Below are 13254 nucleotides of genomic sequence, written 5' to 3' on the forward strand. Positions count from 1 at the left end.
GTAACTTTGTTTCGGGGGAAACGATGAGCGATTCATTTCGGGAAGTCACATCCGTCTCGTGGTTCGGGCGGATCAAGCGCGCGGTCGGCGGGGTCATCTTCGGCCTTATCCTGATCGTGCTGATGGTGATCGGGCTGTTCTGGAACGAAGGCCGCGCCGTGCAGACGGCGCGCTCGCTGGCCGAAGGTTCTGGAGCGGTGGTTTCGGTCGGCGCCGACAGCGTCGATACCGCCAATGACGGCAAGCTGGTTCATGTCAGCGGACTGGTGACGGCGGACAGCGGCCTGGCGGATCCGGATTTCGGCATCGCCACGCAAGGGCTGCGGCTGTCGCGCAGTGTCGAGATGTATCAGTGGAAGGAAGAGTCCAAGTCGGAGACGACCAAGAAGCTCGGCGGTGGCGAAGAGACGGTGACCACCTACAGCTATTCCAAGGTGTGGGACGACAGCCAGATCGACTCGTCGGACTTCAAGAAGCCGGACGGCCACCAGAATCCGCCGATGGAAATCCACGGCCGGACCTTCCAGATTCCCGAGGGCAAGCTTGTCGCCTTCGATCTCGATACGCCAGTGCTGGACCGTATCGAGGGTGACAAGGACTATTCGCTCTCAGCCGACCAGTCGGCGGCGATAAAGGCTGCCTATACCGGAACGAAACCGCTCAGCATCGTCGATGGCAAGATTTTTCTCGGCAATGACAACACGACGCCCGCTTTGGGCGACTATCGCATCGGCTACGAACTGGCGCCGCTGGGCGTGATCAGTATCATCGCGCGCCAGGCCGGCAGCCGCTTCGAGCCCTACCAGACGCAAGCCGGCGATGCGCTGCTGATGGTCGACACCGGCAACGTCCCGGCCGAAAAGATGTTCGCCGACGCCGTCAGCGCCAACACGCTGATCACCTGGCTGCTGCGCGGCGGCGGCTTGCTGTTGCTGACCATAGGCTTTGCGCTGTTCCTCAGCCCGATCGGGGTGATCCTCGACGTCATACCCTTCCTCGGCAGCATGGCGCGGATGGGCACCGGCATCATCGCCTTCGTCCTGGCGATCCTGGTCGGCACGGTGACGATTGCGATTGCCTGGTTCTGGTACCGGCCGTTGCTGGCGGTGGCCATCCTGGCGGCAGGCGTGATTGCGGCGGTGATTGTCTACCGCATCGGCCGGTCGCGAAAGGCAGCCGCGCCGATGGGCACGGCAGGCACCGGCGCACCAGCGTAGCTCGCGAAGCAATAAATGGAGGAATGACCGACATTGGTGAAGCGGATAGGCAGGTTTCAGGATGGCGACGCTACGGCAGCTGTCCTAAATTCTGTCGCCTCGCGACACGCCTTCATATTTTTTGTTGATACAACTCAATGCTTTTGAAATGACGTCAGGACGTTAATGAGGCTGGCTATCGGTGGAATTTCATTCCTTCTTCTTTGATCGGTCAGCATTTTCGACTTCTTAAATTTCACTTCGATTGCCTGCTTCGAAACCGCAAAGTACGTTGATAGGCGCGAAAGTAATTCATTGTAGACAAGAAAATTGCATGGCTGGTCGTCGACAAATATATACCCGTGCCCTCGATCTTTTATATCTAATTGTCGGCGAGTCTGTGCTGTTTTTTGTAGAAAAATTTCATCGGGTAATATCAGTTCAGCCGAGAATGCGTTTGCCTGATACTATAATCTTTCATAATTAAATCTGTTAGAATTCTCATTCGTAATGAAAAGGTCTCGCTCGACAATGGTCTCAGAGCGTAGATATCGTTCATGGTCCAAAACGAAATGGCCAATCTCGTGTGCAACCGTAAAGCGCTCTCGTGTCTGGAGCGAGTGTGAGTTTATCATAATCATTTTTCGCCTGAAGTTTGCCGACCCCAAGATCGGGGTCCCGTCAACGTCGATCATTTCACGATCAGAAAACTGTAAATCAATAGATAGCATTTGGCAAAGCTTGGGTAAGTCTACTGCATCGGACGTGTAATCGATTGATTTGAGCGCTTTCTCTGCGGCCACTTTGATTTGCTCTATCGATAAGAAGGGCACCGATCGACCCCCGGCTTCGAGATCGTATCGAGAGAGAGCGGCTGCCTCTGGATCCAGATCTGTCAGCAACTCGTCTAAGGTTGCGAAAAATTTGCCGTCATGGAAACCGGAGAACTTTAGAGACTTAGCGACATCATCGCTTCTGAAAATTTGGGCGCGCACGAAGCCATGTTCCAGAAAAGAACTTTTGCGATCCGCAACGATTTCCAAACCATGCTCGTCGAATTTTACAATGCCCATCGCGCCATTTCTGGCGACCATCTCTGCTCCAGACTGCAGCCTCGAAGTTACTACTATGACCCCTTTCGACGCATGCGGAAATATCCGGCCAATCTTCGATGAAAAATCGTTGACGTATATTTCGGAGACGCTGGCGTCATGATTCTTGCACTCGAATATGACGTATAGGTGTGGGACATCGCTGCCAGTTCGGTACAGTTCCAAAACGACATCGAATTCAACGTATGCCTCGCGTTCGCGACAATAGTATTCTTTCTTCTTATAAATTTTGCAGTTTTGCGATGGATACGCGCCAAAAACTAGCTCCCCGCGATCTTTTTGGTCGACAAGGTAGCGGTGGAATGCGTCTTCTAGTTTATCACCTTTGCTGGTCGAATTCACGCTTGCCTCGAGGCTAAGAGTTCAGGAAAGCCGCATATGTTCTACTTTGCCAGCAGCTTTTGCAAAGTGAATTTATCCCTGGAGGAATCGCGTGAACAAGACGCTTCGCGAGAACAATCAACCTGTTGCGTAGAAGCATTACGCTCCAGCGCGACAGGCCAATTCCAAGGACCGGCTCTGCCGTTGCTAGGCCACGGACGAACGGCAGGTTCGGGTAACGACTGAAGCACTCTGAACGGCGGCAGGGTTGGATTGCCGACTAGCGGCTTCCATCTCGCGCCAGCGTGCCGCGAATGAAGGGCGTCTTGCTGACGCCCTCGTTGCCCCTACTTGTCCTCGAAGCCGGTCAGCACGCCGACGGCGTTGATGCCGATCTCCTCGACGGCATAGCCGCCTTCCATCACGAACAGCGTCGGCAGGCCGAGCTTTGCGATGCGCCGGCCGATCTTCGGATAGTCCGGGCTTTTCAGCTTGAACTGGCTGATCGGGTCCTTCTCGAAGGTGTCGACGCCGAGCGACACGATGACGATATCGGGGGCGTAGGCGGCGAGCTTGGCGCAAGCGTCCTCCAGCGAGGCGTTCCAGGCGTCCCAATTGGTGCCGAAGGGCATGGGATAATTGACGTTGAAACCTTCGCCGGCGCCGGCGCCGCGTTCGTCGGCATGGCCGAGGAAGAACGGATACTCCACCATGGGATCGCCATGCAGGTTGAGAACCTGCACGTCGGCGCGTTCATAGAAGATCTCCTGCGTGCCATTGCCGTGGTGATAGTCGACGTCGAGGATCGAGACGCGTTTTGCGCCCTGATCGAGGAACCACTGCGCGGCGACCGCGGCATTGTTGATGTAGCAGTAACCGCCCATGAACCCGGCACCGGCGTGATGGCCGGGCGGGCGGCAGAGCGCGAAGGCCGACCGCTCGCCACCCTTGACCAAGGCCGCCGTCGTCAGCGCCACGTCATAGGACGATTTGATCGCGGTCCATGTGCCTTCGACGAAGGTGGCGCCGGCGTCGAAGGAATAGTAGCCGAGCAAGGCGTCGACGCGCTTGGGTGGCACGTCGCCGCGCAGGCCGCGCGTCGGCCAGGTGAAGGGCATCGCCGTGCCCTCGAAGCCGGCGGCCTTCCACGCCGGCCAGACGGTCGGCAGGAAGTCGATATAGTCGGCCTTGTGGATGCGCTTGGCGGCTGTGAGATCGTGCTCGACCGGTCCGATGATCGGCCCCAGCTTCTCGCTCTCGACCCGCGCCTTGATGAACTCGGCCCGCGACGGCTTTTCGAAACCCGGCACGATTGCCGACGTGACCAGTTCCATCTGGCCGGCATGGCCGGCATGAAGCGGCGAATAGACAGTCTTCATGAATTTCCTCTCGAAATAGCGAAATCAGTCAAGGTTGAGATAGGGGGTGACCAGAGCGAGCCACATTCTTTCCACATCGTCCTCGATGAGGTCGTATGTCTTGCGATCCCGCTTCAACCCCACAAGCCGGCAGGCGTGCCCGACATCCATCATCAGCACGCCGAGTCGGCTGGCGATCTTGTCTTCAAGGGCCGGGTTCACATGCTGCAGCCACGCGGCGTAAAGCGCGATGATCTGCTCGTCATATTCGTCCTGGATCGGCCTGAGGTCGGCATTGCCGGATATCGCCTCGATCACCGGCATCAGGGTGGCGTTTTCGAGATATATTCTGGAGGTATCGATGAAGAGCTTGCGCACCTCCTGCCGAAACTCGTCGCGGTTGGTGGGTGGGGTGACCTCGATGCGCCTGGCGATCACCTCGGGAAACGACGACAGCCAGCGCCGGGCGAGGTCGAGGAGAATGGCTTCCTTGTTGGGAAAGTACTGGTAGACCGAACCGACCGACAGGCCCGCGCGCCGGGCAATGGCGAGCGTCGTCGGCGTCTTGGTTCCCTGCTCCCGCGTCAGGATCAAAGCCGCGTCGAGTATCCGGTCGACCACCTTGCTCGACCGTTCCTGCCGCGGCTGCTTGCGCGGTTCGAGCGCCATCCTGGTTTCGCGGCTGAGACTGCGCTTCACGGATTGATGCCTTCGTTCCCTGCCGGTTTCAACACAGGTCCCGGTCTCAACATTGGCGTGGTGTGTTGTCCACAATACATTCGAAATTCGGCACGTTGACAAACGCGAATAATTAGTCGCATTCTTTTATCCACGCTGTTTTGAGAGATCACAAGGGGAATTTCGAAACAGCGCACTGGCATCAGTTTTCGTCCGATAACGCCGCTCCAGCGGAGTGGCAGCTTGTCGGACAAGAGGGTTGTCGGTCTCAGCCAGTCGTCAAAAGCGCGGAGTCGCGATGTCTGTCACGGGTGCGGGTCAAAATGCTGATCTGATCGTCATCAATGGTCGCGTGCGGACCATGGACGATGACAATCCCGCCGCCGAGGCGATTGCCGTCAAGGACGGCGCCATCATCGCCATAGGCAACCACGCCGCCATCGAAAAACTCAAGGGAACGACCACAGAGGTGATCGACGCCAAGGGCGGTTCGGTCCTGCCCGGTTTCATCGAAGCCCACATGCATCTGTTCTCGGGAGGGGCCGAGCTCGCGCATCTTCAACTCGGCGGTATCCATGGCTTCGAGGCGCTTCAAAGCGCCATCCGCGACTACGCAACGACGCGGCCCGAGGCGAAAATGCTTGTGGGCCAGGGCGTCGACTACACCGTGCTCGGCGGCGAGCGGGTGACACGCCATCATCTCGACGCCATCCTGCCCGACCGCCCCTTCTGCATGGTGGCGCCCGACCACCATACGATGTGGGCCAACACCAAGGCGTTGGAGATGGCCGGCATCCTGAAGGGACGCACGCTCGGTCCGGGCAACGAGATCGTGATGGGTGACGACGGCCTGGCCGCGGGCGAATTGCGCGAGGGCGAGGCCTTCGGTCCGGTGCTCGACCTTGCCGGCGAAAGCCGGGTGCGGTTGGGGCTGTCGACCGGCGGCGAGCCGGACCCAATGCCGTCGGCCGCCGAGCGGGCCGCTGACCGTGACATCATGCGGCGCGGACTTGCCTGGTGCGCGCGCCACGGCATCACCTCGATCCAGAACATGGACGGCAATCTCTACCAACTCGAATTGCTTTCCGAGATCGAGGCCGAGGAAGGCCTGCCCTGCCGCGTCAAGATCCCGTTCCACTACAAGAATTTCATGACGCTCGACATGCTCGAGAAGGCGTCCGTCATGGCCGAGCGCTACGACAGCGAGTGGCTGTCATCGGGCATGGTCAAGGTGTTCTATGACGGCGTGCTCGATTCCTGGACCGCGGTTATGGTCGAACCCTATGCGGATCGTCCCGACTGGGTCGGCGAGCCGCTGTTCACGCCGCAGCAATTTATCGATCTCGCCGTGGCTATCGACAAACGCGGGCTGCAGATCGCCGTGCACTCGATCGGTGACGGCGCCGTGCGCGCAGTGCTCGACGGTTACGAGGCGGCGCAGAAGGTCAATGGCAAGCGCGACAGCCGGCACAGGGTTGAGCACATCGAGGTCACCACAGCAGCCGACGTGCCGCGTTTTGCCGAACTCGGCGTCATCGCCTCGATGCAGCCGTCGCATCCGCCCGGCGCCATGGATTTTCCGCTGGAGCCGACGGTGTCACGCATCGGGCCGGCCCGCTGGCCGCTGAGCTATGCCTGGCGCACCCTGAAAAGCGCCGGCGCCCATGTCGTGTTCGCCTCGGACTGGCCGGTGGCAGCGATCGACCCGATCCTGAGCATTCAGGCGGCAGTGCAGCGCAAACCATGGGCAGAAGGCGATCCTGACCAGAGTTTCTCGCTGCAGGAAGCGATTGCCGCCTACACGGTCGAGGGCGCCTATGCCGAATTCGCCGAGCATCGCAAAGGCGTTCTGAAACCCGGCTACATGGCGGATCTGGTGGTTTTGTCGGCCGATATCGAGAAGACGGCGCCGGCCGATCTGCACAAGCTGCGACCGGTGACGACGGTCTGCGGTGGCAAGGTAACCTACCAGGCCTGACAATGGCATGCGGCTTGCACAGCTTGCCGCTTGCAAGACGAAATGACCGACTGAACTGTGGTTCAATGCCGGACTTGCCAACCAACCGGCCGTGTGGTCACATCGAACAGGGGAAAAACTCCGCCAGCAAGAGCGGGGTCAACAGTGAGGCGTATCGTGCCGGAAAAACCGGATCGGAATGCAATTGAAGTCGTAAACGTCAGTAAAATTTTCGGATCGGGTGAGGGGCAGGTTGCTGCCCTCGATACGGTCTCGGTATCCATCCGCGAGAATGAGTTCTTCACCCTGCTGGGACCATCCGGCTGCGGCAAGACCACGTTGCTGCGGCTGATTGCCGGCTTCGACTTTCCAACCGCCGGCGAAATCCTTCTCTACGGTCAGGACATCGCGCCGTTGCCGCCCTTCAAGCGGCCGGTCAACACCGTCTTCCAATCCTACGCGCTGTTCCCGCATATGACGGTCGCCGACAATATCGGCTTTGGCCTGGAAATGCTGGGCAAGCCGAAGGCCGAGATCAAGGCGCGCGTCGCCGAGATGCTGAAACTGGTGAAGATGGAGGCGCTGGCGGGTCGCCGAACCAGCCAGATCTCCGGCGGCCAGCAGCAGCGCGTGGCGCTCGCCCGGGCGCTGGCGCCGCAGCCCAAGGTGCTCCTGCTCGACGAACCGCTCTCGGCGCTCGACTACAAGCTGCGCAAGGAAATGCAGATCGAATTGAAGCGGCTGCAGCACGAGACCGGAATTACCTTCATCTTCGTCACCCACGACCAGGAGGAAGCGCTGACCATGTCGGACCGCATCGCGGTGATGTCGTCGGGCAAAATCCTGCAGGTCGGCTCGCCGCGCGACATCTACGACCGGCCGGCCGAGCGTTTCGTCGCCGACTTCATCGGCGAGTCGAACTTCCTCAAGGCGGATGTGGTTAGCGCGACTGGTGGCCGGGCGACGGTGAAGCTGCCGTCTGGTGTGGAAATCCCAGCCTCGCTGCCGGAAGGCTTCAGCCCCAGCGGCAAGGTCACCATCGTCGTGCGCCCAGAGCATGCGCAGTTGGGCACGGCCAGCCCGAGCGCTTCGCTGTCCGGCACCGTCGAAAACATCGTCTATCTCGGCACCGACACGCACTTTCATCTGCGCCTTGCCGGTGGCGAGCCGTTCATCGTGCGGCGTCAGAACAGCCGCGGCGCCGGTGACGGCTTCGTGCAGGGCGGCCAGATCGGCATCACGATCGGCAACGACGCCGCGCAAGTGCTGAAGGACTGATCATGGCGACCGCGGAACAAGTCGCCAAGGCAGCGGAGCGGCGTGATGTGCGCGACCGGTGGCTGCTGTCAGCGCCAGCCTTGCTGGTGATCTTCCTCGCCGCGACCGGCCCCTTGCTGATCGTGCTGATCTACTCGTTCCTGACGCCTGGCCCCTATGGCGATGTGAAGTGGCAGTTTTCGCCCGATGCCTGGCTGTCGGTGTTCATGGAACGCGACATTTTCGACGATACGCTTTCGCTTGCGGCAGCGCATGTCACCATCTTCTGGCGCTCGATCAAGCTGGCGGTGATAACGACGATCGCCACTTTGGCATTGGGGTTTCCAACCGCCTATTTCATGGCGACGCGCAGCGAGAAAACCAGGGATCTCTGGCTGTTCCTGATCACCATTCCGTTCTGGACCAACCTTCTGATCCGCACCTTCGCCGTGCTGCAGATCATCCGCAACGAAGGCATCATCAACACCATCCTTATCAAGCTTGGTATCGTCTCAGCGCCGGTGCAGATCCTCTTCACCGACACGGCGATTCTGATCGGCATGGCCTATGTCTATCTGCCGCTGATGGTGCTGCCGATCTATGCCAGCATGGAGAAGCTTGATTTTCGCCTCGTCGAGGCGGGCTACGACCTCTACGCGACCCGATTCAAGGTATTGCGGAAGATCATTTTCCCGCTGGTCAAACCCGGCGTCATTGCCGGCTCCATCCTGGTCTTCATTCCAGCCCTTGGCGCCTATGTGACGCCGAGCGTGCTTGGCGGCGGCAAGAATATGATGCTGTCCAACCTGATCGAATTGCAGTTCGGCCAAGGCCGCAACTGGCCGCTCGGCTCGGCGCTGTCGATCACGGTGATGATCATCGTCATGGTGGCGCTGCTTGCCTATGTGCGCAATGCCGGCAAGTCGGGGGCGCGGCATGGCTAAGAACTTTTCCATCAAGCACCAGACCGGCTTCACGGTGATCGCTGCGACCTGTTTTATCGTGCTCTATCTGCCGATCATCGTGCTGGTCGCCTATGCCTTCAACGCGGCGAACTCGACGTCCGAATGGGGCGGCTTTTCGATGCGCTGGTTCCAGTCGGCTTGGCAGAACGTGCAAGTTATCGACGCGACGCTACGCTCGTTCCAGATCGGCGCCGTCGCTGCGGTGCTGTCGACAATCTTTGCCACCATGGCCGCGCTCGCCACCACGCGCACCGCGTCCTATCCGGGCCTCACCTTCAAATATGCGGCGATCAACCAGCCGCTGATGGTGCCCGAGATCGTCACGGGCGTGGCGCTGCTGATCTTCTTCTCGCGCATCAAGATCTTCACCGGCTATTCCGGCATTGGCTATCTGATCGCCGCGCACACGGCGTTCTGCATCCCGTTCGCCTATCTGCCGATCCGGGCGCGGCTGGAAAACATGGACCTGACGCTGGAGCGCGCGGCCGCCGATCTGTACGCGACGCCTTGGAAGACCTTCCGCCGCATCACGCTGCCGCTTTTGTGGCCCGGCATACTGGCCGGACTGATGCTGGCCTTCGTCATCTCGCTCGATGACGTCGTCATCACCGAGTTTGTCAAATCGGGCGGCCAGGATACGCTGCCCACCTACATGCTCGGCCAGATCCGCCGCGGCATCACGCCTGAGATCAACGCGATATCGACCGCCTTCCTGCTGCTTTCGGTCGCGATCGTCACGTTGTTTTTCTTCGTCAGCAGGAAAAGAGACTGAACCGACAAATGGGAGCTAAAACCATGAACTGGAAAACAACGACAGCCGCCATGGGGTTGGCGCTGCTCGCAACGACGAGCCTGGCCCGCGCCGATGGCGAGCTGAACATCTACAATTGGGGCAACTATACCAGCCCCGACGTGATCAAAAAGTTCGAAGCCAAATACAACGTCAAGGTGACCATCACCGATTACGATTCCAACGATACGGCGCTCGCCAAGGTACGCCAGGGCGGCACCGGCTTCGACATCGCCGTTCCGTCGCAAACCTACGTGCCGATCTGGATCAAGGAGGGCCTCGTGCAGGAGACCGATCCGGGCAAGATGGAGAACTTCAAGAACGTGGCGCCGGAATGGGCCAATCCAGACTTCGACCCCGGCCGCAAATATTCCGTGCCGTGGGCGCTGGGCACCGTCGGCGTCGTCGTCAACACCGATGCCTACAAGGGACCAGCCGACAGCTGGGGCATCATCTTCAACACGCCGGACGAGCTGAAGGGCAAGACCAATGTCGTTCCCGAGATGAATGACGTTATCTTCGCGGCGATCAAATATGTCGGCGGCCAGCAGTGCACCGACGACAAGACGGTGCTGAAGAAGGTGCGCGACACGCTTGTCGCGGCCAAGCCGAACTGGATCGCCATGGAATACAACACCATCGAAAAGATGGGCGCCGGCGACTTCAAGGCGACCAGCGACTGGAACGGTTCGGCGCTGCGTCAGCGGCTGGCCAATCCGGCCATCCATTACAATTATCCGAAGGAAGGCTACGGCCTGTGGAGCGATAACGTCGTCGTTCTCAAGGAAGCCAAAAATGTCGAGAACGCCAAGCTGTTCCAGAACTTCATCATGGATCCGGAAAACGCGGCCGGCCTCTCGGCCTTCCACCGTTACGCAAACGCCATTACCGGCTCGGACAAATACATGCCGGCCGATATGAAGGATGCCCCGGAAGTCGTCATTCCGGAGGCTGCGAAGGCACAAGGCGAATTCCAGAAGATGTGCGCGCCTGAGATCCAGGACATCTACACCAAGATCTGGACCGAACTGCAGAAATAACCGCAGTCTGACAGACCCGGCGGCATGCGCCGCCGGGTCTTTTCTTTTCCGGAATGGCTTTCATGGACTCCTATCGCAACAGCGATCCGCGGCCGTCGATCATGCAGGGCTCGCCGCCTCAAATGGTGCTGCCGAAGCTCGACTGGGACCGGCCGCCATGGAATCGCTGGGCCTTCCAACACATCCGCGAATTCCTGCCGACCATCGAGGTCTGGCGCGGTAATGGCCATCGCCATCGTCTTGAGCGCGCAGAGACCGATCTCGACGCGCTGCCGGTGGAAGACAGCAAGGGCCGTCCGACGACGCTCGTTGGCCTGCTCGACGAGACCTACACGGACGGCTTCCTGGTGCTCAAAGACGGCAAGGTCGCCTATGAGCGCTATTTCAACGGCATGGCCGAGCGCACGCTGCATCTGTCGCAGTCGATGGCGAAGTCGGTAACAGGCACCGTATTCGGTATTCTGGTTGGGCGCGGCTTGATCGACCCGGCCAAACCGGTGAGCGCCTATCTGCCGGAGCTCGGCGCGACCGGCTGGGACGGCGCCAGCGTGCAGCATGTGCTGGATATGACCACCGGCGTGCGGTTTTCCGAGGAATACACCGACCGTTACTCCGACATCGGCCAGGTTGATGTCGCCACGGGCTGGAAGCCGGTGCCGCCGGACAGCGATCCGGATTTCCAATGGCCGCCGCATCTGTTCGAGTTGATCCTGCAGCTGAAGGACAAGGTGCGGCCGCATGGCGCCGCGTTCGAGTACCGCTCGATCGAGACCGACGTGCTTGCCTTCATCATGGAGCGGGTCACCGGTAAACGTCTGGCGCAGCTGGTGTCCGAGGAGCTGTGGCAGAAGCTCGGCGCCGACGAAAGCGCTTGCTTCACGGTCGACAGCGCCGGCTATGCGCTGGCCGATGGCGGCTTCAACGCGACGCTGCGCGATTACGCCCGCTTCGGCCAGCTGATCCTCGACAAGGGCCGCGGCATCGTGCCGGCCGACTGGATCGAGGCGACGCGCAACGGCAAGCATGGGCCGGACTTCAATCCGAGCCTGCCGGAGGGCAGCTATCGCAACCAGTTCTGGATCGAGAATCCGCGCACGCGCGCTTTGATGTGCCGAGGCGTGTTCGGGCAGATGATCCATATCGACTGGGACACCGGCATGGTCGTGGTCAAGCTTTCAAGCTATCCGGATTTCAGCAATGTCGCCTATTCGGTGGCAACGCTGAAGGCGGTGCACGCCATCGCCAAGGCGCTTGGTTGACCCACAACAAACCATCCCTCTGAGGAAACGTTCATGACCGGCAAGACTGCGTTCGAGACCCGCTACGGCTTTGCCCGCAATGAGGTGCTGCTCTCCAACTGGCGCGAAAGCCCGTTCAACCGCTGGTCGTTCCAGAACCTTGGCGAGCTGGTGCCGACCGCTCCCGTGGCGGCGACGCCGGGAAGCGTCGAAGCGCCGGTGCGGGACCTGAGCGGCCTGCTCGGCGAAAAGGTTTCGATCGCCAGCGCCCCGGAAACGGTGGCCGAATTCCTCACACGTTCGAGCAGCGACGCGCTGACGGTGATGAAGGCTGGCAAGGTCATCGGCGACTGGTTCGCGCCCAATATGGATTTCGGCGCCCGTCACATCATCTTTTCGATCAGCAAATCGGTCACCGCGATCATCGCCGGAATACTGGAAGGCGAGGGCGTGTTCGACCCGGAAGCGCCGGTGACCCAGTACATTCCGGAAGCCGCCGGTTCGGCCTATGCCGATGCAAGCTGCCGGCATGTGCTCGATATGAGCGTCAGCCTCGACTTCGAGGAGGCCTATCTCGATCCCGAAAGCGCCTTTGCCCGTTACCGTCGCGCTACGCTGTGGAATCCGGGCGGCGGCACTGAAAGCTTGCGCGAATTCATTCTGACCTTGCAGCGGCTCGAAGAACCGCACGGCAAAACCTTCCGCTACCGTTCGCCCAATTCCGATCTGCTCGGCCTGTTGCTCGAACGAGCTTCCGGCCAGCGCTTCCCGGACCTGATGCGCGAGAAACTGTGGCTGCCGCTGGGTGCTGTCAGCGAGGCTTCGATCGGCGTCGACATGGAAGGTACGGCGCGCACCGCCGGCGGCATTTCGGTGACGCCGCGCGACCTGGCGCGTATTGGCGAGATGGTGCGGCAGGGCGGCACGGCCAATGGGCGGCGCATCGTGCCGGAAGCCTGGGTGCACGATACGACTGTTGCCGGCGGCAGCGCGGAGGCTTGGCAGCGCGGCACGATGGTGCATCTGTTCCCGAAGGGCCGCTATCGCAACAAGTGGTACCAAACGGGTGCGGCAAACGGTGCTTTCTGCGGCATCGGCATCCACGGCCAATGGCTCTACGTCGATCCGAAGATGGAAGTGGTGATTGCAAAAATGGGGTCGCAGCCGGTGCCTGAAGATTATCCGCTCGAACGCGAGATCGTTGCCTTTTTCGAGGCGCTGAGCGGGATGGTCTGAGGACGAGCCAAAGCAAGGCGCTTTCCTGTGGACCTCTTTGACGCTTGAGAACACTGCGGTTGGCGTGACGGACATCAGCGCCTATGGTCGCCGCTCTTTGCGACAG

Annotated in this window: 10 protein-coding genes and 1 pseudogene; 8 read left to right on the forward strand and 3 right to left on the reverse strand. The window is 60.2% G+C overall.

The window, feature by feature from the left end:
* Positions 1-23 precede the first annotated feature (23 nt).
* Positions 24-1217: a TMEM43 family protein gene (locus tag NKI06_RS00125; RefSeq protein ID WP_352758640.1), complete on the forward strand. Its 1194-nt coding sequence runs from the start codon at positions 24-26 to the stop codon at positions 1215-1217.
* A 134-nt stretch (positions 1218-1351) separates the two neighbouring features.
* Here the strand turns inward: NKI06_RS00125 and NKI06_RS00130 are convergent.
* The 3 genes and pseudogenes from NKI06_RS00130 to NKI06_RS00140 form a co-directional block, all read right to left on the reverse strand.
* Positions 1352-2650 (reverse strand): annotated as a pseudogene (locus tag NKI06_RS00130) (ImmA/IrrE family metallo-endopeptidase).
* 326 nt (positions 2651-2976) lie between these two features.
* Complete coding sequence (locus NKI06_RS00135; protein WP_352983415.1) at positions 2977-4008, reverse strand: histone deacetylase family protein; 1032 nt, start codon at positions 4006-4008, stop codon at positions 2977-2979.
* Positions 4009-4032: 24 nt separating this feature from the next.
* On the reverse strand, positions 4033-4686 hold the full coding sequence (locus NKI06_RS00140) for a TetR/AcrR family transcriptional regulator (protein ID WP_023686329.1): 654 nt from the start codon (positions 4684-4686) through the stop codon (positions 4033-4035).
* Positions 4687-4963: 277 nt separating this feature from the next.
* Here NKI06_RS00140 and NKI06_RS00145 point away from each other — a divergent pair, with 277 nt between their 5' ends.
* The 7 genes from NKI06_RS00145 to NKI06_RS00175 all read left to right on the forward strand — a co-directional run bounded on the left by NKI06_RS00145 (position 4964) and on the right by NKI06_RS00175 (position 13148).
* Positions 4964-6643: an amidohydrolase gene (locus tag NKI06_RS00145; RefSeq protein WP_352983416.1), complete on the forward strand. Its 1680-nt coding sequence runs from the start codon at positions 4964-4966 to the stop codon at positions 6641-6643.
* 156 nt (positions 6644-6799) lie between these two features.
* A complete protein-coding gene (locus tag NKI06_RS00150) occupies positions 6800-7900 on the forward strand; it encodes an ABC transporter ATP-binding protein (RefSeq protein ID WP_023699750.1) in 1101 nt (366 codons plus the stop codon).
* A 2-nt stretch (positions 7901-7902) separates the two neighbouring features.
* The gene (locus NKI06_RS00155; RefSeq protein ID WP_023691712.1) at positions 7903-8823 is read left to right on the forward strand and encodes an ABC transporter permease; all 921 of its coding nucleotides are present in this window, start codon (positions 7903-7905) and stop codon (positions 8821-8823) included.
* Positions 8816-9616, forward strand: a complete 801-nt coding sequence (locus NKI06_RS00160) for an ABC transporter permease (protein ID WP_023671766.1) — start codon at positions 8816-8818, stop codon at positions 9614-9616. Before NKI06_RS00155 ends, NKI06_RS00160 begins: the two co-directional genes overlap by 8 nt.
* 23 nt (positions 9617-9639) lie before the next feature.
* Positions 9640-10674 (forward strand): ABC transporter substrate-binding protein, encoded by a 1035-nt coding sequence (locus NKI06_RS00165; RefSeq protein ID WP_023804756.1) that lies wholly within the window; start codon positions 9640-9642, stop codon positions 10672-10674.
* A gap of 62 nt (positions 10675-10736) precedes the next feature.
* On the forward strand, positions 10737-11933 hold the full coding sequence (locus NKI06_RS00170) for a serine hydrolase domain-containing protein (RefSeq protein WP_023691711.1): 1197 nt from the start codon (positions 10737-10739) through the stop codon (positions 11931-11933).
* Between the two features lie 33 nt (positions 11934-11966).
* Positions 11967-13148, forward strand: coding sequence for a serine hydrolase domain-containing protein (locus NKI06_RS00175; RefSeq protein ID WP_352983419.1), 1182 nt, complete (start codon positions 11967-11969; stop codon positions 13146-13148).
* The last annotated feature ends 106 nt before the right edge of the window (positions 13149-13254 follow it).

Origin of the sequence: Mesorhizobium sp. M0772 (assembly GCF_040320135.1) — a bacterium.
GTDB lineage: Bacteria > Pseudomonadota > Alphaproteobacteria > Rhizobiales > Rhizobiaceae > Mesorhizobium.

Excerpts from the sequence above, each read along its gene's own strand:
- NKI06_RS00155 (WP_023691712.1), top strand. The coding sequence starts at position 7,903 with ATGGCGACCGCGGAACAAGTCGCCAAGGCAGCGGAGCGGCGTGATGTG.
- NKI06_RS00145 (WP_352983416.1), top strand. The coding sequence starts at position 4,964 with ATGTCTGTCACGGGTGCGGGTCAAAATGCTGATCTGATCGTCATCAAT.
- NKI06_RS00125 (WP_352758640.1), top strand. The coding sequence starts at position 24 with ATGAGCGATTCATTTCGGGAAGTCACATCCGTCTCGTGGTTCGGGCGG.
- NKI06_RS00170 (WP_023691711.1), top strand. The coding sequence starts at position 10,737 with ATGGACTCCTATCGCAACAGCGATCCGCGGCCGTCGATCATGCAGGGC.
- NKI06_RS00165 (WP_023804756.1), top strand. The coding sequence starts at position 9,640 with ATGAACTGGAAAACAACGACAGCCGCCATGGGGTTGGCGCTGCTCGCA.
- NKI06_RS00160 (WP_023671766.1), top strand. The coding sequence starts at position 8,816 with ATGGCTAAGAACTTTTCCATCAAGCACCAGACCGGCTTCACGGTGATC.
- NKI06_RS00175 (WP_352983419.1), top strand. The coding sequence starts at position 11,967 with ATGACCGGCAAGACTGCGTTCGAGACCCGCTACGGCTTTGCCCGCAAT.
- NKI06_RS00135 (WP_352983415.1), bottom strand. The coding sequence starts at position 4,008 with ATGAAGACTGTCTATTCGCCGCTTCATGCCGGCCATGCCGGCCAGATG.